Below are 25,027 nucleotides of genomic sequence, written 5' to 3'. Positions count from 1 at the left end.
TGCCCTTGAAACAGCTCTGGGGGCCAGCTGAAGGGGTTACCAGCGGGTCAGGCGGCTGTTCAGGACGGCTAGGGCCGCCACTCCGGCGGTGGAGGTGCGCAGGACCGCGGTGCCCAGGCGGACCGGGGTCGCGCCCGCATCGCGGAAGGTCTCCAGTTCGGCGTCGCTGATGCCGCCCTCGGGGCCGACCACCAGGACGATGTCGCCCTGTTCCGGCAGAGCTGCGGTGGAGAGGCGCTCGGTGGCCTCCTCGTGCAGCACGAAGGCGGCCGCCGCCCCGGCGATGCGGGACGCCACCCGTTTGGTCGAGCAGTCGGGGTCGCCGGTCACCACCGGCAGCCAGGAGCGGCGGGCCTGCTTGGCGGCCTCACGGGCGGTGGCCGTCCACTTGTCGCGAGCCTTGAAACCACGGTCGCCGCGCCACTGGGCCACCGACCGGGACGCCGCCCAGGGCAGGATCTCGTCCACCCCGACCTCGGTCATCGCCTGTACGGCCAACTCGCCCCGGTCACCCTTGGCGATGCCCTGCACGACGACCAGCCTCGGGTCGGCGGCCGGCTCCTGGCCGACCGCGCTGACCATCACCTCGACGCTGCCCCGCCCGACCGCGGTGACCTCGGCCCGGGCGGTGCCGCCACGCCCGTCGGCGAGGATCATCGCCTCACCGACCCGAAGCCGCTGCACGGTGGCGGCGTGATGCCCCTCCGGGCCGTCCAGTGTGTACGACGATCCGGTGGGCAGGCTATCGACCAGGAACAGCGGCGCGGACATCCCAGAAACGTACCCCTCGCCCGGAGCCAGCACCGACCAGCACCGCCGATCGCTCACGCGTCCGCCGCACGCGCGACCACCCACCGACACGCCGACCACCGCGGGGCACGCGCACACAAAACCCGCCGCGTGTGCGGGTGGGCGCCGCGTGGCACCAGGCCCGCGCGCGAAGCGCGCCGCGTGTGCGGCTGGGCGCCGCGTGTGCGGGTGGTCTGTGCGGGGTCAGCGGGACCGCTCACTCAGGTCACCGGGTGGCGGTGAGTGTCCTGGACGCGCCAGCGGCCAACTCGCCACCGCCCGGTCCTCGGCGGGAGCGGCGGTCGGCACCCACCACCCGGCTACGACATGATCTTGAATTTGATCTTGTCAGGGACGGCGCCGGGTCGTCGGATGCGTAGCTCTCAGTGGCCGTTGAAGGCGTCGCGCATCCGGCTGAAGAAGCCGCCCTGCTTGGAGAGCTCGGCCACGTCCTCGCCGCGGGTCTTGGCGAATTCGCGCAGCATGCGCTCCTGGTCGGCGGTGAGCTTGGTCGGCGTCTTGACGTCGAGGTGCACGAAGAGCTCGCCACGGCCCTGGCCGCGCAGGTGCGGGACGCCCTTGCCGCGGATACGCAACGTGCTGGCCGGCTGAGTGCCCGGTTTGACCTCGATGTTCTCTTCGCCGTCGAGGGTCTTGATCGTCATCCGGGTGCCGAGCGCGGCCGCGGTCATCGGCAGGGTGACCCGGCAGTGCAGGTCGTCGCCCTTGCGCGAGTAGACGTCGTGCGGCCGCTCGTGGATCTCCACGTAGAGATCGCCGGCGGTGCCGCCGCCGGGACCGACCTCGCCCTGCTGGGCCAGGCGGATCCGCATGCCGTCCTCGACGCCCGCCGGGATCTTGACGGTGAGCGAGCGGCGTGTCCTTATCCGGCCGTCGCCGGCGCAGGTCGGGCAGGGGGTCGGGATGACCGTGCCGTGGCCCTGGCAGTTCTGGCAGGGGCGCGACGAGACGACCTGGCCGAGGAAGGTGCGCTGCACCGACTGGACCTCGCCGCGGCCCGCGCAGACCTCGCAGGTGGCCAGGTGGGTGCCGGGCGCGGTGCCGGCGCCGGAGCACTGGGTGCAGAGCACCGCGGTGTCGACGGTGATCGGCGCCTCCACACCGAAGGCGGTCTCCACCAGGTCCAGCTCGAGACGCAGGATGGCATCGGCGCCGGGACGGGTGCGCGGGCGCGGGCCCCGGGAGCCGCCGCCGGCGGCCGTGCCGAAGAAGGCGTCCATGATGTCCTGGAAGCCGACGAACGGGCCGGCGCCGCCGGCACCGCCGGGCATGCCGCCACCGGGCGCGAGCGGGTCACCGCCGAGATCGACGATCTGGCGCTTCTGGTCGTCGGAGAGGACCTCGTACGCCGCGTTGATCTCTTTGAACTTGTCGTGCGCTTCCGGATCCGGGTTGACGTCCGGGTGGTACTGCCGAGCGAGTTTGCGGTAGGCGCGCTTGATCTCGTCGTCGGTTGCCTCCCGGCTCACACCGAGAATTCCGTAATAGTCCTTGGCCACGGGGTTTGGAGTCCTCAATGTCTGCGCGAATCCGTCAATTCTGTGCCAACAGGTCGCCAACGTAGCGTGCCACTGCACGAACGGTAGCGATAGTGCCGGGGTAGTCCATCCGGGTGGGCCCCAGCACGCCGAGCCCACCAACGATCGTGGTGCCCGGTCCGTAACCACTGCTCACCACGGACGCCGACCGCAGGTTGTCGATCTCGTTCTCGTCACCGATCCGGACCCGGGTGGTCCGGGGCTCCAGGTCGCCGATGAGCTTCAGCAGGATCACCTCCTCCTCGAGAGCCTCGAGGACGGGCCGTAGCGTGCCCTGGAAGTCCAGCACACCGCCACGTGTCAAATTGGCCGTGCCGGCGAGGGCGAGGCGCTCCTCACTCCGCTCGACGAGGGTCTCCAAGAGTACCGACGCGAGGCATGCCATCGTGGCCCGTCGCTCGGGATCGTCACACTCGTCGACCAGCCGCTGCACCAGGGGTGGGGTGTCGGCGAGCCGCTGACCGGAGAGCTTCTCGTTGACGCGGCGGCGCAGGTCCCACACGTCGCCGTCGTGCACCGGGCCGGGCATCTCGACGAGGCGCTGCTCGACCCGGCCGGTGTCGGTGATCATCACGAGCATCAGGCGGGTGGTGGAGATCGGCACGAGCTCCAGATGGCGCACCGAGGACCGGGAGAGCGACGGGTACTGAACGACGGCGACCTGGCGGGTGAGCTGGGCCAGCAGGCGGACCGTGCGGTGCACCACATCGTCCAGGTCGACGGCGCCGACCATGAAGCGCTCGATCGCGCGGCGCTCGGCCGGGCTGAGCGGCTTGATCCGGGTGAGCCGGTCGACGAAGAGCCGGTAGCCGGCATCGGTGGGGACCCGCCCGGCGCTGGTGTGCGGCTGCCGGATGTAGCCCTCCTCCTCCAGCACCGCCATGTCGTTACGCACGGTGGCCGGAGAGACGCCGAGCTTGTGCCGGTCCACCAGGGCCTTGCTGCCGACCGGCTCCTGGGTCTCGACGTAGTCCTCGACGATCGCCCGGAGCACCTCGAGCTTGCGGTCATCCAGACTCATATGACCCCTCCCCCTCTGGCACTCCCGCTAATAGAGTGCCAGTCTACGTCCCCGGGGGCGGCAGCGCGATGATCGAAAGTACCTGCCTGGTCCTCGACCGGCTCGATAGCGGGTCCTAGCGTGTCTTTCATGACAGAACAGCCCCGCCCACCGGACGACGATCCGACCGCTCGCTATCAGCCGCCGGGCGGATATCCGCCGCCTCCCTACAACCCGCCTCCGGGGTACGGCTACAGGCCTCCGTCCACCGCCGGCGACGAGCGCACCTGGATCCTGGTGGCGCACTTCGGCGGGGCGGCCGGCGCGTTCTTCGGCGGCACGTTCTTCGGCTGGATCGCGCCGCTGGTCGCCCTGCTGGCCCGGGGGAACACCTCGCCGTACGTGCGGGAGGAGGCCGTCAAGGCGCTCAACTTCCAGCTTCTCTGGGGCATCATCGGCCTGGTCGGCAGCGTGCTCATCTGCGTCGGGGTGGGCGTCTTCATCGTCGGCGCGGCGTGGCTGATCGCCACCATCCTGGGTGTGGTCGCCGGGGTGAAGGCGGCCAACAACGAGCCGTTCAACTATCCGCTGAGCGCGCGCTTCATCAGGTGAGACTCACACCACGTCACGGATGACCGCGTCGGCCAGCAGGCGGCCGCGCAGCGTGAGCACGAGGCGGCCGTCGTCGTACGCCCCCGGCTCGAGCAGCCCGTCCGCCAGGGCCCGCGCGGCGCCCGTGGCGTCGACCCGGTCCAGCGGGATGCCGTCGCGCAACCGGACCCGGAGCATGACGTCCTCCATGTGCCGGTCGTCACCGCTCAGCGTCTCCCGGGCGTGGCCCGGCGAGGTCCCGGCGGCCAGGCGTTTCGCGTAGGTCACCGGGTGCTTCACGTTCCACCAGCGGACCCCGCCGACGTGGCTGTGCGCGCCCGGCCCGAGACCCCACCAGTCGGCGCCGGTCCAGTACAGCAGGTTGTGCCGGCACTCCCCGCCCGGCTGCGCCCAGTTGGACACCTCGTACCAGGTGAGACCGGCCTCACTCAGCGCGGCCTCGGCGGCCAGGTAGCGGTCGGCCGCCACGTCGTCCGAGGGGTACGGCAGCTCGCCCCGGCGCATCCGGCCGGCCATCCGGGTGCCGTCCTCGACGATCAGGGCGTACGCGCTGACGTGGTCCACCCCGGCGCCGATCACGGCGTCCAGCGAGGCCGCGAAGTCCTCCGGGGTCTCCCCCGGCGTGCCGTAGATCAGGTCGAGGTTGACGTGCTCGAACCCGGCCTCCCCGGCCTCGGCGGCGGCCCGCGGCGCCCGTCCGGCGGTGTGCCGGCGGTCCAGGACCCGCAGCACGTTCTCGGCGGCCGACTGCATGCCCAGCGAGATCCGGGTGAACCCGCCGCGGCGAAGTTCCCGCAGGTAGGCCGGGTCCACCGACTCCGGGTTGGCCTCGGTGGTCACCTCGGCGCCGGGGGCCAGGCCCCAGGTGCGGTCGATGCCGTCCAGGATCCGGGCCAGGTCGCCGGCCGGCAGCAGGGTGGGTGTGCCGCCGCCGACGAAGACGGTGTCCACCCGGCCCGGCTCGATCACCCGGGCGGCCAGGGCCAGCTCGGCCAGGACGGTGTCGGCGTACTCCTCGCGGCTCGCCCCGCCGCCCAGCTCGCTCGCCGTGTACGTGTTGAAGTCGCAGTAGCCGCAGCGGCTGGCGCAGAACGGCACGTGGACGTAGACGGCGAACCCGTCCTTGCCGACCTCACGGGTGGCTTCGTCGGGGAGCGACCCGTCGTCGGGTACGGGTTCACCATCGGGGAGTGCGCCGGCCATCCAGCAAGCGTAGTTAAGGTTCCCGGCATGGATCTGGTCCGTACCGCCACCGGCGCCGGGGTGACCACCCTTACCCTGGACAACCCCGGAAACCGCAACGCCCTCTCCACCGCCCTGCTCCGGCGGATGCTCGACGCGCTGGCCGCGTCGGCAGCCGACCCGGACTCCCGGGTGGTGGTCCTGTCCCATACCGGCCCGGTGTTCTGCTCCGGCGTCGACCTCAAGGAGACCGCCGCCGCCCGGCCCGGCGACAAACTGCCCGCCGAGATGCTCGCCGACGTGCTGGCCGCGCTCTGGGAATTCCCCAAGCCGGTGGTGGCGCGGATCGGCGGTCCGGCCCGGGCCGGCGGCCTCGGCCTGATCGGCGCGGCCGACATCGCGGTCTGCGCCCGGTCGGCGACGTTCGCCTTCACCGAGGTACGGCTGGGAGTGATCCCCGCGGTGATCAGCTCCACCGTGCTGCCGCGCCTGGCGCCCCGGGCCGCCGCCGAGCTCTATCTCACCGGCGACGTCTTCGACGGGACCCGGGCCGCCGAAGTGGGCCTGGTCACCGCGGCGGTCGCCGAGGAGGATCTCGATGCCGCTGTCGCGGCCTACTGCGCGTCACTCATCCGCGGCGGGCCACTCGCGCTCGCCGGCACCAAACAACTTCTCCGGCGTACGCGGAGCGAGTCCATCCGTACCGACCTGGCCGATCTCGCACAGCGGTCGGCGGGATACTTCAAGTCCGCGGAGGGCCGGGAGGGTGTGGCGGCGTCCCGGGAGAGGCGTGACCCCGACTGGGTTCGATGAATCATCCCCGCCCGGGGCACGAGCGGTCGTTGTCTAGGCTGGGCGTCCGGCTCGGCTGAGGAGGTGACGGTGCGAACCAGATCGATCGTGGGTGTGATCACCGCGCTGACCCTCGTCGGCGTGGTCGGCGTGATCGTGCTGATCAACAACCTGGCGGGCAGCATCAAGCTGCCGCAGCTGGGCCCGGAGTGCACGGTCAGCGCCGAGGGCGAGGTGACCCTGGACTCGGCACAGATGGCCAACGCGGCGACGATCGCCGCCGTGGGCGTGCGCCGGGGGATGCCCGAGCAGGCGGTGGTGGTCGCGCTCGCCACCGCCTTCCAGGAGTCGGAGCTGGAGAACCTGGACGGCGGGGACCGCGACTCGGTCGGCCTCTTCCAGCAGCGGCCCAGCCAGGGCTGGGGCACGGTGGAGCAGATCATGGACCCTAGGTATTCGGCCGGCAAGTTCTACACGGCTCTCAAGAAGGTCAAGGGCTGGGAGAAGATGCGGGTCACCGACGCGGCCCAGCGGGTGCAGCGCTCGGCGTACCCGAACGCGTACGAGAAATGGGCCGACGAGTCCCGGGTGCTGGCCGCCGCGCTGACCGGCCGGGCCACCGGGGCCGTCGAGTGCGTCGTCCCGGACACCCCGGCCATCCGCGGCGCGGAGGCTGCCACCGCCCTGCTCAGCAGCCTCCAGCTGGACTGGGGCAAGAAGCTGGGCGGCCAGGCCCGCAGCGCCGAGACGGCCGGCCTGACCGTGGCCGTGGCCGATCCCAGCGTCGGCTGGCGGTTCGCGCACTGGCTGGTCTCGCACGCCTCGGGCACCGGTCTCGAACGGGTCCGGTTCGGTGATCTCGAATGGCGCGCCCCCGAGGGGAAGTGGCAGCCGGTGACCGACGGCAGCGCCGGCGACCCGGCGCAGGTGGTCGCCGAGGTCTTCCACTGAGTTCTGCGCCCCTCAGACGCGGAAAGCCGGGCCCGCGGGGGCGGGACCGGCGTTTCCGTCTTCGCGGTCAGGCCGCGATCACCGGGTGATACCGCGACGGCCACCGACACCGGCGACCAGCGCCACACCGATGGCGGCCAGAGCCACCTGGAAGAAGAACTCGATCCAGTCGAAACCGGCGGTGTTCGCGACACCCGCGGCGCGGGCGATCACGGTGCCCAGCAGAGCGGCCACCACACCGACGACCAGGGTCAGCCAGAGCGGGATGTTCTGGCGGCCCGGTACGACGAGCCGGCCGAGCGCGCCGACCACGAGTCCGACGATCAGGGCGACGATGATGCCGGTGAGCGTGAATTCCATGAGGTTCCTCCTCGGGGGTGGAGCTTGGTGGTTGCGTCCATCGAGCCCCTGTGTTCCCGACCCCCCGAGGAATCAAACCGCCCTATTTCTTGCCTGACCCCTTCGCGTCGGTGCTGTCGGAGGTGGAGAGCGCGGCGATGAAGGCCTCCTGCGGAACCTCCACGCGGCCCACCATCTTCATCCGCTTCTTGCCCTCTTTCTGCTTCTCCAGCAGCTTCCGCTTCCGGCTGATGTCACCGCCGTAGCACTTCGCGAGCACGTCCTTGCGGATCGCGCGGATCGTCTCGCGGGCGATGATCCGGGAGCCGATGGCCGCCTGGATGGGCACCTCGAACTGCTGCCGCGGGATGAGCTTCTGGAGCTTGGCGGCGATCGTCGTGCCGTACGAGTAGGCGTTGTCCTTGTGCACGATGGCACTGAACGCGTCGACCGGCTCGCCGTGCAGCAGGATGTCCACCTTCACCAGGTCGGCCACCTGCTCACCGGAGGGCTCGTAGTCGAGTGACGCGTACCCCTTGGTCTTGCTCTTCAGCTGGTCGAAGAAGTCGAAGATGATCTCGGCGAGCGGCAGCGTGTAGCGCAGTTCCACCCGCTCGGAGGACAGGTACTCCATGCCGAGCAGGCTGCCGCGGCGGCTCTGGCAGAGCTCCATGACGGCGCCCACGTACTCGTTCGGCACCAGGACGGTGGCGCGCACCACCGGCTCGTGGATCTCGGCGATCTTGCCGTTCGGGAACTCGCTCGGGTTGGTGACCACCGTCTCCTTCGCGTCCTCGGTGATCACCTGGTAGACCACGTTCGGCGCGGTGGAGATCAGGTCCAGGCCGAACTCGCGCTCCAGCCGCTCGCCGATGATCTCCAGGTGCAGCAGGCCCAGGTAGCCGACGCGGAAGCCGAAGCCGAGCGCCGCCGAGGTCTCCGGCTCGTAGGTGAGCGCGGCGTCGTTGAGTTTGAGCTTGTCGAGCGCGTCACGCAGCGCCGGGTAGTCCGAGCCGTCGATCGGGTAGAGACCCGAGTAGACCATCGGCTTCGGCTCCTTGTAACCGCCGAGCGCGTCCTTGGCCGGACGGTTGTTGCCGGTGACGGTGTCGCCGACCTTCGACTGGCGGACGTCCTTCACACCGGTGATCAGGTAGCCGACCTCGCCGACGCCGAGCGCCCCCGCCTTCTCCATCTCCGGCGAGGCGACACCCAGCTCCAGCAGATCGTGCACGGCGCCGGTGGACATCATCTTGATCCGGTCGCGGGCCTGGATCCGGCCGTCGATCACCCGGACGTAGGTGACCACGCCGCGATAGACGTCGTACACCGAGTCGAAGATCATCGCGCGGGCCGGGGCGTCCGGGTCACCGACCGGCGGCGTGAACTGCCGGACGATCTCGTCGAGCAGGTGGTCCACGCCGACGCCGGTCTTGCCGGAGACACGCAGCACGTCGCTGGGCTCGACGCCGATCAGCTTGGCCAGCTCCTCGGCGTACTTCTCCGGCTGGGCGGCCGGCAGGTCGATCTTGTTGAGCACCGGGATGATGTGGAGGTCGTTCTCCATCGCCAGGTACAGGTTGGCGAGAGTCTGCGCCTCGATCCCCTGCGCGGCGTCGACCAGCAGGATCGCGCCCTCACAGGCGGCCAGGCTGCGGGACACCTCGTAGGTGAAGTCCACGTGACCGGGGGTGTCGATCATGTTGAGGACGGCGGACTCGCCCTGCTTGTCGCCCTCGCGGACCACCCAGGGCATGCGCACGGCCTGCGACTTGATCGTGATGCCGCGCTCGCGTTCGATGTCCATCCGGTCGAGATACTGCGCGCGCATCTGGCGCGGGTCGACCACCCCGGTGATCTGCAGCATCCGGTCGGCCAGCGTCGACTTGCCGTGGTCGATGTGGGCGATGATGCAGAAGTTGCGGATACGGCTCGGATCGGTCGATCCGATCACGTTCACGCCGGGGTCGAGCGGTCCAGGCACGGTCATCCGTTCTTCTCGGGCTGGTCTTCGGGTTCGGGTGGGCGCCGGATCTCAGCCGGCGCCCCCTATCGTCCCACGCCCGCGAGGGCAGGTCCGATCACACCCGTTCGAGCGGTCCCCGCGGGCCCGGCGGCAGCTCCACGGCAACCGGATCCCCGGGACGAATCACCCCACCCCGCAGCACGACCCCCATCACCCCGGCCCTGCGGACCGGGTTGCCCCGCCCGTCCTTCCGGAGCACCTCCTTGAGCAGGCCGGCCCGGAACCCGTTGATCTGCGCGCAGGGATTGCGCAGCCCGGCCAGGATGACCGCGGGCCGTGGATCGCCACCGCCGTCCCGCCGGGCGGCCTCCTTGACGGCCGCCGCGGCCCGGGCGGTGGGTTCGTCCAGCGTCGCGGCGTCGGCCGCCGCGAAGACGGCCCCCAGCACCGCCACCCCGTCCCCGCCGCCCGGCCCCTCAGCCGGCTCGGCGCCGAAACGCAGGATCGTGCCGCGCGGGAGCCCGAGCAGGTCGAGGCCGTGGGTGGTCACGTTCTCGCCCAGGCCGCCGGAGGGCACGTCGTAACCCTTCGGGGCCACCTCGGCGAAGAGCTCCGCCTGGATCAGGTGCACCTGCCGCAAGTTCGGCTGAGTGGGGTCTGCCTTCACCCGGCTGCGGTGCCGCACGTGCACGCCCGCGTGCACGTCGCCCTCCACACCGATCCCGGCCACCAGCACGATCTCGTCGCGGTTCGGCTTCGTAAACGAGTAGACGTCGTTGCGACTGACCGCGGCCACACTTCCCGATTCAGCACTCATGCCGCCGAGTCTGCCCAACCCGCCCGACCAGGCCGGGTCCGGACCCACGCCCCGGACGCCCGCCGGCCCACCCGGCCCGCACGTCAGTCCGGTGGCTCCAGGAAGAGGGCGGACAGGCGCGGGAGACGGCGGTGCATCTCCTCCTCGTTGTCGAAATCCCAAAGCTCGGCGACCTCCGGGCGGGTGCGTGGCCGCTCCCCCGCCGGCAGCGGCCCACCGGTGGCCTGCTCGTAGGCCCGGGCCGCGATGTCGAGCACCTCCTCGGCCGCGAAGACGGCGCCGGTGTCGGCCGCCTCCTTGATCACGACAACGTTGGCGAGCACATCGGGCTTCTGCACCGCCGCCGCGACGGCCTTGCGCCCGTGGGCGATCAGCCAGCCCCGGAACGCGTCGAACCCGGCCTCGTCGACGCCGCCGTTGATCAGGTAGGCGGCGGCCCACAGATCCTCGGTGCCGGACGCGGCCATCACCTTGTCCAGGTGACGGCCCCAGGCGACGATCTCCTCCGGATCGCGCGTGGCCAGGTCGGCGACGGCCCGCTCGGCCACCTCGGCGGGCGAGGCCGGCCGGTCGGCGGTGGCACGGTCGATGACCGCCCAGAAATCGTCGGTTCTCATGCCTGCGATCCTCCCAGTGGGGTACGACAATTCCGCCGGCGGCAGGATGGGGAACATGCGGCCGATCTCGCTGCCCGACGTACCGTACGACGCCACCGCCGTACGCCCGGAATGGTCTGATCTGCCGCGTGGCGTGCGAAAGGCGATCGCCGCGCGCCTCGGATCGCCGGTCGTCGCCGCGCGCAGCGCCGGCGGCGGTTTCACCCGGGCCTTCGCCGCGTTGCTCACCACCGGGACCGGCGCCCATGCCTTCGTCAAGGCCGCCCGGCTCGACGACCCCACCGCCCAGTGGTACGCACGTGAGCAGGCGATCACCGCGGCCCTCCCCGGGGAGGTGATCGCGGCCCGGCCCCGCTGGACCCTGGCCGAGGCCGGATGGTTCGTCCTGTGCATGGAGCCGGTCGACGGCCGGATCCCGTCGCTGCCGTGGTCCGGGGCCGACCTGGAGGCCACGCTGGCCTCCTGGGGCCGGGCCGCGTCGGCGCTGGCCCGCCCCTCCCCCGAACTGCTCGCCGTGGGGCTGCCCACGCTGCCGGACATCCTGCGCGAGGAGATGTCCTGGTGGTCACTGATCGAGGCGGGGCACGAGCCGATGCCGGTGACCGCACGGGGCACCGTCGCGCCGGAGCGGCTGGGCGAACTGGCCGACCTCGAACGCCGGCTGCCCTCGACCGCCGGCGGCCCCGGCATGTGCCACGGCGACCTGCGCGTCGACAACGTCCTGGTCGACGGTTCCGGCCGGGCCTGGCTCTGCGACTGGACGTGGCCCTGCCTGGGCGCACCCTGGTTCGACACGGTCACGCTCCTGATCAGCGCGTACGCCAGCGGCCTCGACACCGACGCCCACATCCGGACGTGGAACCCGCCGCCGGACGGGGTGGACGGCGCCCTGGCCGCGCTGGCCGGGTACTGGCTGGTCCGGGCGGCCGACGGGCCGACCAGCGCCTCCCCGCACAGCCGTCAGCATCAGCGGTTCAGCGGAACCCAGGCGCTGGCCTGGCTGGCCGAGCGCCGCGGCTGGACTCGCTGACCGCGGGGGGGCGGAGCCGTTTTGGCGGCTCGGAACGGTGCTGGTAGTCTGGCTCATCGCGTGTGGTGACACCCTGTCAACTGCTCCGGCTCCGAGTCGGGACAGATGGCGAGGCGACCATCGCTTGAGACCATTTTTTCCGAACCTAGTCAGGACAAGGCTGTCGCGTGGCGAACATCAAGTCCCAGATCAAGCGCAACCGGCAGAACGAGAAGGCCCGTCTGCGCAACAAGTCGGTCAAGTCTTCGCTGAAGACCGTGATCCGCAAGCTGCACGAGGCGAGCGACTCGGGCAACGTCGAGTCGGCCACCGCTCTTCTGCGTGACGCCTCGCGTCAGCTGGACAAGGCCGTCAGCAAGGGCGTCATTCACAAGAACCAGGCGGCGAACCGCAAGTCGGCCATCGCCAAGAAGATCGCCGCGCTGTCCGTCTGATCCGCTCGTTCCGGATCATGTCAGAGCCGCACAGCAGCGGTAGCTGACTCCGGCCGCCCTTCGGGGTGAGCCGGTTTGGACACAACCGGGCACCGCCGGACCTTCGGGTCCACAGCGGTGCCCGGTCCCATTTTCAGCGGTACGGGTTAGGAATCAATGACGGCGGGTGCGGACCAGACCGGTCCGTCACACCGCCTGATGCTGAGGAGCGGCCCTCACTCGTAGCGGCGAGCCGCCGCCTGACGAGCCATCTGCTGCCGCGTGTCCAGCTGCTCGGCCCACGGCCGCCGGATCGGCGCGCCCTTCCCCGCGGCACCGGCGTCCTCCGCCGGGTCCTGGGCAGCCGAGCCGTACCCGGTCGCGGGCGTCACCGCCGGCTGGGCATGAAGCGAGCCACCAGCAGGACCGGCTCCACCGTGCCCCGGCCCGGCGTTGTGGTTGCCCCCGACGTCACCGTAGGCAGGCCCCCGGGAATACGTGCCGGGATATCCCACCGCCGGCACACCGGGCAGGTCCTCCGTCGGAAACCCGTCCCCGAGCGACTCGGACAGCGCCGCCGGGCCGTATTCGGCGGTCTTCCGCTCCGGCGCGTAGCGCGCGGTCCCCGTCTCTTCGACCGACCGGTACTCCGACAGCGTCTCCGAGGACGCCTGCCCGTGCTCCGGCATGGTGGCCGGGCGCAGCACGGCCACCCGCGCCGACGCGGTCTCGGTGGCCACCTGCCGCGGCGTGATCACACCGGCCACCAGGTCGTTGAACTTCACCATCAGCGCCACGGTGACCGGCAGGACGAGCACCCCCCACCAGCTGACCAGTTCGGCCAGTGCGAGGAGGATGCCGAGAACGACCGCGCCCTCGAGGAAGACGAAGCAGAGCAGCCCGCTGGGCGCGAGGCGCCGGAGCCGCAGCGCCCGGGCGTACAGCGGCCGGTTCGCCTCGTCGGCGCGGCGGGAACGAATCGTCCGGGTCATCGGTTTCCTCCGTCCCGGCGAGCCGCCGCGATCGCGAAGACGGTCTGTTCCAGGGCGTAGCCCCGGTCCTCGGCGCCGCCCTTGACCGCGGCGTTGCACTCGGCGGCCGCACGCATGGCGTCGGCCAGCCCTTCCGGGGTCCAGCCGCGGCTGCGCCCCTGGGCCTTCTCGATCTTCCAGGCCGGCATGCCGAGCGTGCCGGCCAGCTGGTACGGATTTCCCCGCCCCGCCGACGCGACCCGTGCCACGGTCCGCACGCCGTCGGCGAGCGCGTCGGCGATCGGCACCGGGTCGACCCCGACGTGCAGCGCCCAGCGCAGCGCCTCCAGCGCACCGGGAAGGTCGCCGACCATGGCGGCGTCGGCCACCGCGAACCCGGTCACCTCGGCGCGCCCCTTGTAGTAGCGGGCCACCACCGCCTCGGTGATCTTTCCGTCCGTGTCGGCGAGCAGCTGGGAGCAGGCCGCCGCGATCTCGCGCAGGTCGTTGCCGACCGCCTGGAGCAGGGCGGAGGCCGCGGTGTCGTCACAGCGGGCACCGTTGCGGCGGAACTCGTTGCGCACGAACGCGATCCGCTCCGAGTCCTTCTTCAGCTTCATCACGGGCACCACGGTCGCGCCGGCGGCCCGCAGCCCGTCAGCGAACGCCTTGCCCTTGGCCCCGCCCACATGGGTGACGATCAGTGTCACGTCGGGGTCGGGGTTCTTCGCGTAGGCGAGCAGTGCGGTCGTCAGATCCTTACGCGCATCCTGACCGCTCTGGATCACCAGGACCCGGCGGCCGCCGAACAGCGACGGGCTGAGGATCTCGGCGACCTCACCGGCGACCAGTGACCCGGCCTCGAACTCCCGAACGTCCGCGCCGGGGTCAGCGGCTCGGGCCGCCTCGACGGCCTCAGCGACGGCACGGGCGGCGAGCAGCTCCTCATCGCCTTGGACGAGCAGCAACGAGGGGGGCGGCACGGCATTCACGCGCAACATCGTCGCACGGGGGAGCGACAAGTCCGCGAGCCTCACTCGTTAGCGCAGAACGCCGATCACCGAACGCGAAACCAGACATATCGGCAGCCCGACATGTCGCCCCGTCCGCAGGGTCGCGTGCTCAGGACCAACGCCCTGCCATGACTGTTTGCACCTTTCATCCCCTATTGAGCGTTATCAGGCGCAAATTTCGCGCCGCCCCGGGCGTGTCGCGCTGCCGGGAAGGATCATCACGCCGGCGGATCACCCCTGACCGCCACCGCCAGTTGCCCCTCCACGATCACCGCGGCCACGTCCCCCGACTCATCGGTACGCAGGACCCGCGCCCCGTCCCGCGCGATCCGCCCGATCACCCCGGCGTTGGGATGGCCGTAGTCGTTGTCCCGCCCGACCGACACCAGCGCCACCGCCGGCCGCACGGCGTCCAGCAGCGCCGTCGCCTGCAGCGCGCTCCCGTGGTGAGCGACCTTGAGCACGTCGGCCCGAAGCCCGGCCGCCCCCAGGCCCGCGACGAGATCCTCCTGTTCCTCGGTCTCCGCGTCGCCGAGCAGCAGCACCGAACGACCGCCGGCCCCGGCTCGCAGGATCAGCGAGTTGTTGTTCGGATCCGAGTTGGTGCCGCGCATCTCAGTGATCGGTCCGAGCGCCTCCAGCCGCAGCCCACCGACCGAGTACGCCCACCCGGCCCCGGCCACCCCCACCGCGACCCCGGCCTCCGCGGCGGCCTTCTCCACCGCGGCCCGCCCGCTCGCCGGCTCCGGCCAGGCGGGCCCGATCACCGCACCCACCCGACGGCCCCGGAACACCCCGTCGACGCCGCCGATGTGGTCGACGTGGAAGTGGCTGACCACGAGGACCGCCACCTCGCGCACACCGAGCCGCCGCAGGCACCGGTCCACCGCGTTCGGTTCGGGCCCGGCATCCACCACCACGGCCCGCCCCGCCCCGGCGGCCAGCACCACGGCGTCTCCCTGCCCGACCGCGCACGCCACCACGAACCACCCCGGCGGCGGCCACCCCGGGGAGAGCAACCGCACCGGCAGCGCACCGAGGACCGCCCCGAGCGCCACCACGGTCGCCAGCCGCCGCACGATCGCCCGCCGCGCGGCTAACAGCACGGCCACCGTCAGCCCGGCCAGCAGCAGCCCGCCGGCCGCGCCGTCCGGCCAGGGCAGCGCGCCCGCCGGGACCCGCGCACCGGTGTGCGCGACGAGCACCAGCCACTCCGCCGGCCAGTGCCCGAGCCACGCGATGAACTCGGCGGCCGCCGGCCAGACCGGCGAGAGCACCGCCGCACTCACGCCGAGCAGCGTGGCGGGGGCGATCGCCGGGACCACGACCAGATTCGCCGGCACCGAGATGAGGCTGACCGTGCCGGAGATGGCCGCCACCACCGGTCCGCAGGCCACCTGTGCGGCGGCCGGCACGGCCAGTGCCTCCGCCACCCCCGCGGGGCATCCGGCCCGCCGGAGCCCGTCCCGCCAGACCGGCGCGAGCAGCAGCAACCCGGCCGTGGCGAGCACCGACAGCGCGAACCCCGGATCGGCGGCCAGCTCCGGGTCGGCGATCAGCAGCGCCGCGGCCCCGGCGGCCAGCGCGGGCACCGCCGCCCGTGGCCGTCCGCTGGCCAGACCCAACAGCCCGATGGCGCCCATCGCACCGGCCCGGATCACGCTGGGTGACGGACGGGCCAGGATCACGAACCCGGCCAGCGCGACCGCGCACAGCACCGCGCAGAGGACCGGCCCGGCCGGGAACCGGCGCACCACGAACAGCACGACACCCAGCACGATCGCCACGTTCGTCCCCGAGACGGCCGTCAGATGCGTGAGCCCGGTGGCCCGGAAGTCCTCCTCCAGCGCCGGGTCCAGCCGGCTGGTGTCGCCCACCACCAGGCCCGGCAGCAGGCCGCCGGAGTCGTCGGGCAGCGGCTCACAGGCCCGCTGGAGTCCCGCCCGCAGCACACCGGCGCCGCGCTGCGCCCACGACGGCCGGCCCTCCGGCACCGGTGGGGTCCGCGCCGAGAGCACCGCGGCCCGCAGGTCCCCGGGGCGGGGCGGCAGGAGGCGGCCGGTGACCGTGACCCGCTGCCCGGGCAGCAGCCCCCGCCAGCCCGGATCGGCTCCGAGCACCAGGGCCCGCGCGGAGAGCCGGACCGGCGGCGCGTCCTCCGGGGTCACCGACTCCAGGGTGACCGCCACCAGAAACGTCGGCGGCCCGGCCGACCGGGCCAGAAGCCGGGGATCGTCACGCACCACGAGGGCGGCCCGGACCGTCGCACCGGACTCGACGAGCACGGACAGCGCCGGCGCCTCCCGCACCGACATCCGCGCCGCGGTGGCGACGGCTCCGCACCCGGCCCCGAGCGCCACCGCCACGCCGATCCAGCGCACCACGGCAGCGGACCTGAGCGCCCCGGCGAGAACCGCCGCGCACCCCAGGCCACCCGCCCCGGCCACGATCCCCCACCCGGCGGAGAGGTGCAGCGCGCCCAGCGCCGCGAGCCACAGCCCGATCGTGAACCCGGCCAGCCGAAGATCCGGAACAGCCCCGCCCATCAGACCGTCACCAGGTCCTTCAGCTGCTCGAACCGGGCCTGCCCGATGCCGTCCACCTTCCGCAGGTCGCTGACCGCCCGGAACCCGCCCTGCGTCTCGCGCGCGTCCAGGATCCGCTGCGCCAGCACCGGCCCGACCCCGGGCAATCCGTCCAGATCAGCAAGGGTGGCGGCATTCAGATTCACCAGCGATCCGGGGCCGGCCGGAGCGGACGGCCCGGCCGCCGGCACGGCACCCGGCGGCGGCGTGACCCCCACCATGATCAACTCACCGTCGGCGACCCTCCGCGCGAGGTTGAGCATCGCCACGTCCACGCCCGGGTCGGCCCCACCCGCGGCGGTCAGGGCGTCGGCGACCCGGGCGCCCGGGCTGAGCCGCACCAGGCCCGGCCGCCGGACCTTGCCGCCCACCGCCACCACCACCTCGCCGGAGGAGGCGGCGGGCCGGGGCAGCGCCGAGGGGCCCGCCTCCGCGACCACCGGGGACGGCTCGACCGGATCGACCCGCGGCCGGGCCCGCCACGCCACGAACGCCGCGATCAGCACGACCGTCAGCGCCACCGCGCCGAGCGCCCGCACCCCGGGACGCCCCGGATCGAAGGCGTGCAACCACCGCCGGCGCCCGCCCTCGAAAGCCCCCTCACCCGGCAAGGCGCCCGAGCCAGCGGCGGGCGGAGCGTCCCCACCCGGCGAACCGCCGGACGAACGGCTCCCTAAAGGGGAGACATCGTCCTCCTCCGCCGACCAGGCGGGAATGATGTCCGCCCACTCCAGCGGCCCATCCGCCGGTGCCGCGCCCCCGTCGAGCACGGCCCGCAGCCGCGCCCCCACGACATCACCGCTATCCTTCGCCTCTCGCACGGGCCGACCGTAGGAGCGATCGGCGTTCCCCCGCCCGTGGCCCTGTGGATGACGCGGCATTGTGGACAACCGTCCGGTGCCCTTCGATTCGTGCTGAGGACTGCGTGTGACAGATGCCCGAGCCGCCGCGATCGTCCGGCTGCGTGCCGCCGGCTGCGTGTTCGCCGAGGCGGAGGCGGAGATCCTGAGCGGGGCCGCGACCTCCGCTGACCACCTGGCCGCGCTGGTCGAGCGGCGTGCCGCCGGCGAGCCCCTCGAGCAGGTGGTCGGCCATGCCGACTTCTGCGACGTCCGCGTACGCCTCCGGCCGGGGGTCTTCGTGCCCCGGGTCCGCAGCGAGCTGCTCGTACGTCTCGGCGCCGCCGCGGTCCGCCCGGGTGATGTGGTCGTCGACCTGTGCTGCGGTTCCGGCGCCCTGGGCCTGGCCGTCCACCACCGGGTTCCGGGGATCGTCCTGCACGCCGCCGACGTGGATCCGGTCGCCGTGGCGTGCGCCCGTGACAACCTGCCGGGCCACGCCGTCCATCAGGGCGATCTGTACGGCGCCCTGCCGCCGGAGCTGCGCGGCCGGATCACCCTCCTGCTGGCCAACGTGCCCTACGTCGCGACCCGCCACCTGCCGTTCCTGCCCGCCGAGGCCCGGGATCACGAACCGCGTACCGCGCTGGACGGCGGCGACGACGGCCTGGCCGTGTTCCGCGCGGTCACCGCCGGTGCGGCCGGCTGGCTGGCCCCGGGCGGGCTGCTGATCTCCGAGATCACCGAGGCGCAGACCGCGGCGGCGCTCGCGGCGGCACTCGGGAACGGATTGACGCCCGCCGTCGTCACCGACGATGATCTCGACGCCCGCGCGATCGTGTCGCGCCAACCCTGACGTAAGAAGAGGGACTCCGTGGGCCTGTTCCGCAGGATCGCCCGCGCCCGTCTGGCCGCCAAGGTCGTCCGGCGGCTGCGCCGGGCCGGTGTCCGGGACGCCCGCTATCACGCCGCGCCGTTCGAGGTACGGTTCACCGCCCCGGGTGACGCCGAGCCGACCATCCTGCGTCTCGACCCGCTGCTGCGTGACCGCACGCACCTGGATGCCCTGGTCGCCGGCCTACAGCCCATCCCGGCCGCGTGGCCGGACGCCGCTCCGCTGCTGCGCCCCGTACTCCGCGGCGCCGCTCCGGGCTCCCCGCTGCGCCGGCCGGTGCTGCCGTTCCTCTCCGAGTTCGTGGTGATCGACCAGCCCGACACGATGACCTACGTCACCCCGGCGCAGTCGAAGACCTGGGGAGTCCGCACCGAACGGATCTTCGCGACCGCCCGCGGCAACCTGACCGGCGCGGTCCTGCGGGGCGCGGCCATCGGCCCGGTGGTGGTCCGGTTCGTCGACGACGGCAACGCCTACTGGACCTCCCACCTGCTGCTGGACGGCTGGCTGTCGCGCCTCGCCGACCAGGTCGGCGGCACCCCGGTGGCCTTCGCCCCCGAGCGCGGCACCCTCCTGGTCACCGCCGACGGCGGCCCCCATCTGCCGGCCCTCTTCGTCGAGGCGGAGACGATCTTCGCGACCTCCCCGCACGCGCTGAGCCCGATGGCCTACACGAGCGACGACCGCGGCTGCACCGTCCCCTACCCGGCTCCGCCGGACCATCCCCTGCACCAGACGGTCCGTCGCGCCGAGCGCCTGCTGGCCGTTCACGAGTACGCCCACCAGCCGCCCGATCCGAACCTCCCCTCCGCCGCCATCCAGGTGATCGGCTCCGCCACGGAGGGCTGGCGGACCCGCGCGGTCTGGCCCCGCGACACCCCCACGCTGCTTCCGGAGGCCGACGAGGTCCAGCTGGGCGACCGCGTCCTCCCCTGGTCCGCCCTAGCTCCCCACCTGACCGCCGGCGAGCACACCCCGGCCCGCTGGCTGGCCTCCTCCTGGGAACGTTTCCCCGGTTGAAGATCGTTCGTGGTCGAGGTCCGCGTGTCACTTCCAGCTCTTTTTCTTGTACGCGTGTCCTCGTCCCGCCCGATCAGGGCCGTCCCGTCCGGTCAGCGCGATCTCACTGCCCGCTCCGGCCTGTGCCGCGCCCGCCGGGCGCAGATCGGTGCCCGGGCAGGCCGGCCCAGTCGCCACCACCCCCTCTGCCGCCGCTCACGGCCGGCCCGGCTCTCGGTCACGCTGGGCGGGTGGTCGCGGTGTTGCCCGCCAGCTACCCGGGTTGCCCACTCCCAGCCGTTACGCCGGTCGCCCGGGGCGGGTCGTCGCGGTTGGTTGCCAGCACCCGGGTTGCCCGCTCGCGGCCGTAGCGCCGGTCACCCGGTGCGGGTGGTCGCGCTTACACCAGGGGGTGGGCCCACACGGCGGCCGTGTCGTGGTCGCCTACGTGGCATGGTTGCGGCGTCATCCCGACTCGCCAGCGATCTTGGTCGATGGCAGCCGTCAGGCCGATCTTGATTCCTGGTCGTCATCCGGCAGCAGACCATCGCCCATGATCCATTTCCCCTGGAAGACCTTGGGGGTACATCCGGACGGCCACGATCGCGCAAGATCGCGCCGTTCGGCGACGATCACTCAAGATCTACATCGATGTTTCGGATGGATCGAGCGGCTGGCGGTGACCGGCCGAGTCTCGCGGCGAAGGCGGGAACACGCGAACAGGCGACTTGACACCGAGGCCAGGCAACGACCGAGAAAGAGACTCCAGAACAGCCCGGATCCACCACGCCCCTTCCCGCCTCCACCACCACGGTCCGTGAGTGACTCGGTGGGTTCCCCGTGGCGGGACCGGCCTCAAGCGCCACCATCCACCCGACGCAACCGGCGTGACGGCCAGGAGCAGCACCCCGGATGCCTGGCAAGCACAACTGCAACCATCCACCCGGCGTGAGCGGCAGCACATGCGGGAGTGCCCAACGGATCTACGCCCGGCGGGGGCGGCACAGGCGGGAGTGGGCAGCGAGAGGGGCCGAGCGGGCGGAACAGCCCTGATAGGAACGGGACGAGGACACCCGTACAAGAAAAGGAGCCGGAAGCGAAACGCGGACCGAGACCCACAGAGGTTCTACAGCGGCGTCGTCAGGCGCGCTGATGGACCACCACGCCGGCCAGGCCCGGGCCGGTGTGCGCGGCGACGACCGCGCCCACCTCGGTGAGGTAGCAGTCCCGCAGCCGGTCGCCGAGGCGGGCGCTGAGGTCGCCGACCAGCGCGGCCGCCCGGTCCGGCGTGCCCAGGTGATGGACCGCGACGTCGGCCTCACCGTCGCCGGCCGCCTCGACGGCCAGATCGACCAGGCGGGTGAGGGCCCGCCCAGCGGTGCGGACCTTGTCGCGGACCACGACCGCGCCCTCGTTGACGTGCAGGATCGGCTTCACCGACAGAGCTGTGCCGAGCAGGGCCGACGCGGCGCCGATCCGGCCCCCGCGGCGGAGGAACTCGAGCGTGTCGACGTAGAAGTAGGTGCTGACCCGGGCCGCGTGGTCGGTGGCCTCCTGCCAGACCGCGTCCAGGTCGTGGCCCTTGCGGGCGGCCTCCGCGGCGGCCAGCGCCGGGAAGCCGAGCCCCATGGCCGCGGTCCCGCTGTCGACCACCTTGACGCGGGATCCGATCTCGGCGGCGGCGAGCTGGGCGGCCTCGTAGGTGCCGGACAGCTTGGCGGAGATGTGCACCGAGACGACACCGTCGGCGCCCTCGTCGAGCAGGCGACGGTACACCTCGGTGAAGGCTGAGGGCGCCGGCCGTGAGGTGCTGACGGCGGCCCGGCGCGCGGTGAGCGCCCGGGCCACCTCGGCCGGCGAGACCTCGATGCCCTCCAGGCCGCCCCAGCCGTTGATCACGACGGTGAGCGGCACGATGGTCAGGTCGTACATGCCGTCGAGTTCAGCCGGCAGGTACGCGGTGGAGTCGGTCACGACCGCGATGGTCATGCAGGCAAGGTACTTGATTCAGATGGACGTCAGCTGCCGGCCACCGAGGAGACCAGGAACGGCTCACCCTGCATGCAGGTGGTCATCAGCCCTGGATCGGCCTTGCCGACCACCGTGACCTGGGCTCCGACCTGCACCGTGGCCTTCAGTTTCTGGTCGTCGAAGACGAGCAGGTGGTCGCCGGTGCCGTCTTTGAGGAGCAGGCAGTTCGGCTCGACGCCGACGGTCACGGTCCCGGTGAGGGTGGCCGAGCCGGCGGGTGCCGAGGGCGCGGCGGCGCTGGAGGTCACCGGAGCCGGCTCGGGGGCGCCGCCGGCGTCGATGGGGGCGTTGTTGTTCGCGCAACCGGCGGAGAGCGCCAGGAACAGCGCGACGGGGACGACGGTTTTACGGATCAGCATGGTGGTGAGACGTTACCGGACATCGTCCGGTTCCCTCAGACGGGCGGCGGGACGGGCCGCTCGGCGAGGACACCCACGTTGTACGCCGCCATCTGCCACCCCCGCGCGCTGTCGTGGGTCAGCTCCACCCAGTGACAGTTCTGCAGGGCACGGAGCGTGCGGAGCTGCTCGCGCCCCCAGCCGAGCAGGTGGCCGACGCCCTGCCGGGCCGCCGCGCCGTGGGTGGCGACCACCACCGTGCCACCGGGCGGGGCCTGCCGGGCCGCGTCCTGGAGCGCGTCGGAGACCCGCTTGCCGAGGTCCTCGAGGGTCTCCACACCACCGCCGATGACGTCGGCGCCGGCGGTCCAGCGGGCGTGCTCCTCGGGCCGCTCAGCGGCCACCTCGGCCATGGTGAGGCCCTGCCACTCGCCGAAGTGCCGCTCGCGGAGCCGCTCGTCGGTGCTGATGGTGAGACCGGTCAGTGCGGCGAGCGCGGCCGCGGTGTCGGCGGCCCGGCTGAGGTCGCTGGCGACGATCGCGGCCGGGCGCATCCGGACGAGGAGTTCGGCGGCGTCGACGGCCTGCCGCCGGCCGAGGTCGTTGAGCGGCACGTCGGTCTGCCCCTGCACGCGGGCGCCCGCGTTCCAGTCGGTGTTGCCGTGCCGCCAGACGATGAGCCTCGTCACGGCGCCTCGGTGCCGGCCGTCGCGTCGACCATGTCCCGGTCGACGAACGGGATGATGGGGCAGTCCTTCCACAGCCGGTCGAGGGCGTAGAACTCGCGCTCCTCGCTGTGCTGCACGTGCACCACGATGTCGACGTAGTCCAGCAGCACCCACCGGCCCTGGTTCTGGCCCTCGCGCCGCACCGGCTTGGCCTTCTCCGGCAGGTTGACGAGAGCTTCCTCGATGGCGTCGACGATCGCGATCACCTGACGCTCGTTGGACGCCGAGGCGATGACGAAGGCGTCGGTGATGTAGATCTGGTCGGCGACGTCGATGACGGAGATGTCGTGTGCCTTCTTGTCCGCGGCGGCCTGAGCGGCCGTCAGAGCGAGTTCAAGAGCACGTTCGGTGACGGGCAAAGAAGAGTCCCCTCGGTCGGGTTTGCGGACTTCAAGCGTCTCACACCGGCTTGGCAATACCCGAGTCCCGATACAGGCCCCGCTTGTTGATGTACTGCACAACACCATCCGGTACCAGGTACCAGACCGGCAGGCCGGACGCCACCCGGTTACGGCAGTCGCTGGACGAGATGGCCATCGCCGGCACCTCGACCAGGGTCACGCTGTCGGCCGGCAGGTGGGCCCCGGACAGCTCGAAGCCCGGCCGGGTGACACCGATGAAGTGCGCCAGCTCCAGCATGGTGAGCGCGTCCTTCCACGACATGATCCGGCCCAGCGCGTCCGCCCCGGTGATGAAGTACAGCTCCGCCGATTGGCCGTAGACGGCACGCATGTCCCGCAGGGTGTCGACGGTGTAGGTGGGGCCGTCCCGGTCGATGTCGGCGCGGCTCACGTGGAAGCGGGGGTTGGAGGCGGTGGCGACGACCGTCATGAGGTAGCGGTCCTCGGCGGGTGAGACGCGGCCCTTCTCGTACGGCTGGCCGGTCGGGACGAACATCACCTCGTCCAGATCGAAGCGGGCCTGCACCTCACTCGCGGCGACCAGGTGCCCGTGGTGGATGGGGTCGAAGGTGCCGCCCATGATTCCCACGCGTTTTCCGGACATCAGGAGAGAATAACCCGAAAAGATCAACCATCCAGACGACGGCGTACGGCCACGAGCAGGTCGTCGGCCGTGAACGGCTTCTCCAGCAGCGCCACCCCGGGGTCGAGGGTGCCCTGCGAGGCCAGCACCGGCTGCGCGTACCCGGACATGTAGAGCACTCGCGTCCCCGGCCGGGCGACGATCAGCCGTTCGGCCAGCTCCTTGCCCAGCATCCCGGGCATCACCACGTCACTGACCAGCAGGTCGATCCGGCCGTCATGGCCGGCGGCCAGTTCCAGGGCCTGGGCGCCGCCCTCGGCCGCGAGCACCCGGTAGCCGGCGCCGGTGAGGATCCGCCCGGCCACGTCACGCAGCGCGTCCTCGTCCTCGACGACGAGCAGCGTCTCCCCGCGCCCACCGGTCGCGGCCGGCCGTTCGGTGGCCCCGTCGGCGGCCGGCGTGGCCCCGGCCGGCAGCAGCACGGTGATCGTGGTGCCGAGCCCCACCTCGCTGTTCAGGGTCACCTCACCGCCGGCCTGGGTGACGATGCCGTAGACGGTGGCCAGGCCCAGCCCGGAGCCCTCGGCGCTGCCCTTGGTGGTGAAGAACGGCTCGAAGGCCCGTTCCGCCACGTCGGCGGGCATGCCCCGGCCGGAGTCGCAGACCCGCAGCCGGACCTGGTCGGCGAGCGCCGTGGTATCGATCACCAGGTTGCCGCCGGAGGGCATCGCGTCCCGGGCGTTGAGGGCCAGGTTGACCAGCATCTGCTCGATCTGGCTGGGATCGCAGGTGATCATCGGCAGGGCCCGGCCGGGCCGGAAGATCAGGTTGACGTGCTCGCCGAGGGTACGCCGCAGCAGCTCCTGGACCTGCATGATCAGTGCGTTGAGGTCGACCGGCTGCGGCCGGACCACCTCCCGCCGGGCGAAGGCGAGCAGCTGGTGGGTGAGGTCGGTGCCGCGTCGACCGGCCCGGACCACCTGCATGGCGTCGGAGGCGATCATCGTGACGTCCGGCTCCGCCGACTCGGCCTCCTCGATCACGAAGTTGGCGTAGTTGAGGATCACCCCGAGCATGTTGTTGAAGTCGTGGGCGATCCCGCCGGCCAGCTGGCCCAGGCTCTCCAGGCGCTGGCTGCGGTGCGCGTGCGCCTCGGCCCGGAGCCGGTCCTTCTCCTCCTCGGCACGGGCCCGTTCGGTGACGTCGCGCACCACGGCGACGGCGACACGGCCCTGGGCCGTGTCGACGAGTGCGGTGGACGACTCGACCGGGAACTCCCCACCGTCGCGCCGCCGGGCGGTGGTGACGATCCGGCCGATCGAGCCGGGCGGCCCCTCCTCGACGAGGCGCCGCCGTTCCGGGACGAGCGCCCGGGAATGGTCGGTGAGCAGCACTTCGATGGGCTGGCCGACGAGTTCCTCGACGGGCCAGCCGTACATCTGCCCGGCACGGTCGTTGGCGAGCACGATGTGGCCGTCGGCCAGAACCAGGATCGCGTCCGGCGCGGCCTGCAGCAGACCGCCGGCCAGCTCCTCGGACCACTCCACGCATTCACCCCCGAAGCCTCAGGCTACGAA

24 protein-coding genes and 1 pseudogene are annotated in these 25,027 nt (G+C 72.1%); 7 read left to right on the top strand and 18 right to left on the bottom strand.

Translation table 11 applies throughout. The features are described 5' to 3' along the window. Nucleotides 1-36: 36 nt before the first annotated feature. The 3 genes from KZ829_RS22835 to hrcA all read right to left on the bottom strand — a co-directional run bounded on the left by KZ829_RS22835 (nucleotide 37) and on the right by hrcA (nucleotide 3,369). Nucleotides 37-771 carry a 16S rRNA (uracil(1498)-N(3))-methyltransferase gene (locus tag KZ829_RS22835; protein WP_220145974.1) on the bottom strand — a complete coding sequence of 245 codons (735 nt, stop codon included), beginning with the start codon at nucleotides 769-771 and terminating at the stop codon, nucleotides 37-39. 401 nt (nucleotides 772-1,172) lie between these two features. After that, nucleotides 1,173-2,309 (bottom strand): molecular chaperone DnaJ, encoded by a 1,137-nt coding sequence (gene dnaJ / locus KZ829_RS22830; protein WP_208467465.1) that lies wholly within the window; start codon nucleotides 2,307-2,309, stop codon nucleotides 1,173-1,175. Nucleotides 2,310-2,343: 34 nt separating this feature from the next. Then, nucleotides 2,344-3,369 (bottom strand): heat-inducible transcriptional repressor HrcA, encoded by a 1,026-nt coding sequence (gene hrcA / locus KZ829_RS22825; RefSeq protein ID WP_220145973.1) that lies wholly within the window; start codon nucleotides 3,367-3,369, stop codon nucleotides 2,344-2,346. A gap of 129 nt (nucleotides 3,370-3,498) precedes the next feature. Here hrcA and KZ829_RS22820 point away from each other — a divergent pair, with 129 nt between their 5' ends. Beyond that, nucleotides 3,499-3,960, top strand: coding sequence for a DUF4870 domain-containing protein (locus tag KZ829_RS22820; protein ID WP_220145972.1), 462 nt, complete (start codon nucleotides 3,499-3,501; stop codon nucleotides 3,958-3,960). Between the two features lie 3 nt (nucleotides 3,961-3,963). Here the strand turns inward: KZ829_RS22820 and hemW are convergent, their stop codons facing one another. Continuing rightward, nucleotides 3,964-5,163 carry a radical SAM family heme chaperone HemW gene (gene hemW / locus KZ829_RS22815; RefSeq protein WP_220145971.1) on the bottom strand — a complete coding sequence of 400 codons (1,200 nt, stop codon included), beginning with the start codon at nucleotides 5,161-5,163 and terminating at the stop codon, nucleotides 3,964-3,966. Between the two features lie 27 nt (nucleotides 5,164-5,190). On the opposite strand from hemW, the gene KZ829_RS22810 reads away from it, so the two are divergent. Both KZ829_RS22810 and KZ829_RS22805 read left to right on the top strand, forming a co-directional pair. Beyond that, complete coding sequence (locus KZ829_RS22810; RefSeq protein WP_220145970.1) at nucleotides 5,191-5,955, top strand: enoyl-CoA hydratase-related protein; 765 nt, start codon at nucleotides 5,191-5,193, stop codon at nucleotides 5,953-5,955. Between the two features lie 63 nt (nucleotides 5,956-6,018). Beyond that, a complete protein-coding gene (locus KZ829_RS22805; protein ID WP_220145969.1) occupies nucleotides 6,019-6,885 on the top strand; it encodes a hypothetical protein in 867 nt (288 codons plus the stop codon). A gap of 78 nt (nucleotides 6,886-6,963) precedes the next feature. Here KZ829_RS22805 and KZ829_RS22800 read toward each other — a convergent pair whose 3' ends face one another. From KZ829_RS22800 to KZ829_RS22785, 4 genes are all read right to left on the bottom strand, one after another. Further along, the gene (locus KZ829_RS22800) at nucleotides 6,964-7,245 is read right to left on the bottom strand and encodes a GlsB/YeaQ/YmgE family stress response membrane protein (protein ID WP_220145968.1); all 282 of its coding nucleotides are present in this window, start codon (nucleotides 7,243-7,245) and stop codon (nucleotides 6,964-6,966) included. Nucleotides 7,246-7,327: 82 nt separating this feature from the next. Then, complete coding sequence (gene lepA / locus KZ829_RS22795; protein ID WP_220145967.1) at nucleotides 7,328-9,214, bottom strand: translation elongation factor 4; 1,887 nt, start codon at nucleotides 9,212-9,214, stop codon at nucleotides 7,328-7,330. 91 nt (nucleotides 9,215-9,305) lie between these two features. Continuing rightward, the gene (locus KZ829_RS22790) at nucleotides 9,306-10,007 is read right to left on the bottom strand and encodes an MOSC domain-containing protein (protein WP_220145966.1); all 702 of its coding nucleotides are present in this window, start codon (nucleotides 10,005-10,007) and stop codon (nucleotides 9,306-9,308) included. A gap of 83 nt (nucleotides 10,008-10,090) precedes the next feature. Then, on the bottom strand, nucleotides 10,091-10,624 hold the full coding sequence (locus KZ829_RS22785) for a DUF4240 domain-containing protein (protein ID WP_220145965.1): 534 nt from the start codon (nucleotides 10,622-10,624) through the stop codon (nucleotides 10,091-10,093). 55 nt (nucleotides 10,625-10,679) lie between these two features. On the opposite strand from KZ829_RS22785, the gene KZ829_RS22780 reads away from it, so the two are divergent. Further along, on the top strand, nucleotides 10,680-11,654 hold the full coding sequence (locus KZ829_RS22780) for a phosphotransferase family protein (protein WP_220145964.1): 975 nt from the start codon (nucleotides 10,680-10,682) through the stop codon (nucleotides 11,652-11,654). A gap of 167 nt (nucleotides 11,655-11,821) precedes the next feature. After that, nucleotides 11,822-12,088, top strand: a complete 267-nt coding sequence (rpsT, locus tag KZ829_RS22775; protein ID WP_220145963.1) for a 30S ribosomal protein S20 — start codon at nucleotides 11,822-11,824, stop codon at nucleotides 12,086-12,088. Nucleotides 12,089-12,828: 740 nt separating this feature from the next. Here the strand turns inward: rpsT and KZ829_RS22770 are convergent. The 4 genes and pseudogenes from KZ829_RS22770 to KZ829_RS22755 form a co-directional block, all read right to left on the bottom strand. Beyond that, nucleotides 12,829-13,059 (bottom strand): annotated as a pseudogene (locus KZ829_RS22770) (hypothetical protein); the annotation flags it as partial. Then, the gene (holA, locus tag KZ829_RS22765) at nucleotides 13,056-14,039 is read right to left on the bottom strand and encodes a DNA polymerase III subunit delta (protein WP_220145962.1); all 984 of its coding nucleotides are present in this window, start codon (nucleotides 14,037-14,039) and stop codon (nucleotides 13,056-13,058) included. The pseudogene KZ829_RS22770 and the gene holA, both read right to left, overlap by 4 nt. Before the next feature lie 230 nt (nucleotides 14,040-14,269). Then, entirely contained in the window at nucleotides 14,270-16,597 is a 2,328-nt protein-coding gene (locus KZ829_RS22760) for a ComEC/Rec2 family competence protein (protein WP_220145961.1), read from the bottom strand. After that, nucleotides 16,597-17,457, bottom strand: a complete 861-nt coding sequence (locus tag KZ829_RS22755; protein ID WP_308285625.1) for a ComEA family DNA-binding protein — start codon at nucleotides 17,455-17,457, stop codon at nucleotides 16,597-16,599. Before KZ829_RS22755 ends, KZ829_RS22760 begins: the two co-directional genes overlap by 1 nt. A 100-nt stretch (nucleotides 17,458-17,557) precedes the next feature. Between KZ829_RS22755 and KZ829_RS22750 the strand changes: the two genes are divergently transcribed. Then, the gene (locus KZ829_RS22750; RefSeq protein ID WP_220146170.1) at nucleotides 17,558-18,331 is read left to right on the top strand and encodes a putative protein N(5)-glutamine methyltransferase; all 774 of its coding nucleotides are present in this window, start codon (nucleotides 17,558-17,560) and stop codon (nucleotides 18,329-18,331) included. An 18-nt stretch (nucleotides 18,332-18,349) separates the two neighbouring features. Beyond that, nucleotides 18,350-19,390, top strand: a complete 1,041-nt coding sequence (locus tag KZ829_RS22745) for a DUF1444 domain-containing protein (protein WP_220145959.1) — start codon at nucleotides 18,350-18,352, stop codon at nucleotides 19,388-19,390. A 1,119-nt stretch (nucleotides 19,391-20,509) separates the two neighbouring features. Here KZ829_RS22745 and KZ829_RS22740 read toward each other — a convergent pair. Genes KZ829_RS22740 through KZ829_RS22715 form a run of 6 tightly spaced genes read right to left on the bottom strand, consistent with a single transcriptional unit; the run spans nucleotide 20,510 to nucleotide 24,997 of the window. Beyond that, complete coding sequence (locus tag KZ829_RS22740; RefSeq protein ID WP_220145958.1) at nucleotides 20,510-21,358, bottom strand: DegV family protein; 849 nt, start codon at nucleotides 21,356-21,358, stop codon at nucleotides 20,510-20,512. Between the two features lie 29 nt (nucleotides 21,359-21,387). Then, nucleotides 21,388-21,759 carry a hypothetical protein gene (locus KZ829_RS22735; protein WP_220145957.1) on the bottom strand — a complete coding sequence of 124 codons (372 nt, stop codon included), beginning with the start codon at nucleotides 21,757-21,759 and terminating at the stop codon, nucleotides 21,388-21,390. Nucleotides 21,760-21,794: 35 nt separating this feature from the next. Next, nucleotides 21,795-22,427, bottom strand: coding sequence for a histidine phosphatase family protein (locus KZ829_RS22730; protein ID WP_220145956.1), 633 nt, complete (start codon nucleotides 22,425-22,427; stop codon nucleotides 21,795-21,797). Further along, nucleotides 22,424-22,825, bottom strand: a complete 402-nt coding sequence (gene rsfS, locus KZ829_RS22725) for a ribosome silencing factor (protein ID WP_220145955.1) — start codon at nucleotides 22,823-22,825, stop codon at nucleotides 22,424-22,426. The genes KZ829_RS22730 and rsfS overlap by 4 nt, the downstream gene beginning before the upstream one ends. A gap of 40 nt (nucleotides 22,826-22,865) precedes the next feature. Next, the gene (gene nadD / locus KZ829_RS22720; RefSeq protein ID WP_204295127.1) at nucleotides 22,866-23,471 is read right to left on the bottom strand and encodes a nicotinate-nucleotide adenylyltransferase; all 606 of its coding nucleotides are present in this window, start codon (nucleotides 23,469-23,471) and stop codon (nucleotides 22,866-22,868) included. A gap of 23 nt (nucleotides 23,472-23,494) precedes the next feature. Beyond that, the gene (locus KZ829_RS22715) at nucleotides 23,495-24,997 is read right to left on the bottom strand and encodes an ATP-binding protein (protein WP_220145954.1); all 1,503 of its coding nucleotides are present in this window, start codon (nucleotides 24,995-24,997) and stop codon (nucleotides 23,495-23,497) included. Nucleotides 24,998-25,027: the final 30 nt, after the last annotated feature.

The sequence above is a fragment of the Actinoplanes hulinensis genome, assembly GCF_019429605.1.
Taxonomy (GTDB): Bacteria; Actinomycetota; Actinomycetes; order Mycobacteriales; family Micromonosporaceae; genus Actinoplanes; species Actinoplanes campanulatus.
Note: the sequence above shows the minus strand (reverse complement) of the source record. Positions and strands in the feature narration are given on the sequence as shown.

Excerpts from the sequence above, each read along its gene's own strand:
- KZ829_RS22780 (WP_220145964.1), top strand. The coding sequence starts at position 10,680 with ATGCGGCCGATCTCGCTGCCCGACGTACCGTACGACGCCACCGCCGTA.
- KZ829_RS22740 (WP_220145958.1), bottom strand. The coding sequence starts at position 21,358 with ATGACCATCGCGGTCGTGACCGACTCCACCGCGTACCTGCCGGCTGAA.
- KZ829_RS22735 (WP_220145957.1), bottom strand. The coding sequence starts at position 21,759 with ATGCTGATCCGTAAAACCGTCGTCCCCGTCGCGCTGTTCCTGGCGCTC.
- KZ829_RS22800 (WP_220145968.1), bottom strand. The coding sequence starts at position 7,245 with ATGGAATTCACGCTCACCGGCATCATCGTCGCCCTGATCGTCGGACTC.
- KZ829_RS22820 (WP_220145972.1), top strand. The coding sequence starts at position 3,499 with ATGACAGAACAGCCCCGCCCACCGGACGACGATCCGACCGCTCGCTAT.
- KZ829_RS22790 (WP_220145966.1), bottom strand. The coding sequence starts at position 10,007 with ATGAGTGCTGAATCGGGAAGTGTGGCCGCGGTCAGTCGCAACGACGTC.
- holA (WP_220145962.1), bottom strand. The coding sequence starts at position 14,039 with ATGTTGCGCGTGAATGCCGTGCCGCCCCCCTCGTTGCTGCTCGTCCAA.
- lepA (WP_220145967.1), bottom strand. The coding sequence starts at position 9,214 with ATGACCGTGCCTGGACCGCTCGACCCCGGCGTGAACGTGATCGGATCG.
- hrcA (WP_220145973.1), bottom strand. The coding sequence starts at position 3,369 with ATGAGTCTGGATGACCGCAAGCTCGAGGTGCTCCGGGCGATCGTCGAG.
- KZ829_RS22835 (WP_220145974.1), bottom strand. The coding sequence starts at position 771 with ATGTCCGCGCCGCTGTTCCTGGTCGATAGCCTGCCCACCGGATCGTCG.
- nadD (WP_204295127.1), bottom strand. The coding sequence starts at position 23,471 with ATGTCCGGAAAACGCGTGGGAATCATGGGCGGCACCTTCGACCCCATC.
- KZ829_RS22810 (WP_220145970.1), top strand. The coding sequence starts at position 5,191 with ATGGATCTGGTCCGTACCGCCACCGGCGCCGGGGTGACCACCCTTACC.
- hemW (WP_220145971.1), bottom strand. The coding sequence starts at position 5,163 with ATGGCCGGCGCACTCCCCGATGGTGAACCCGTACCCGACGACGGGTCG.
- KZ829_RS22760 (WP_220145961.1), bottom strand. The coding sequence starts at position 16,597 with ATGGGCGGGGCTGTTCCGGATCTTCGGCTGGCCGGGTTCACGATCGGG.
- KZ829_RS22785 (WP_220145965.1), bottom strand. The coding sequence starts at position 10,624 with ATGAGAACCGACGATTTCTGGGCGGTCATCGACCGTGCCACCGCCGAC.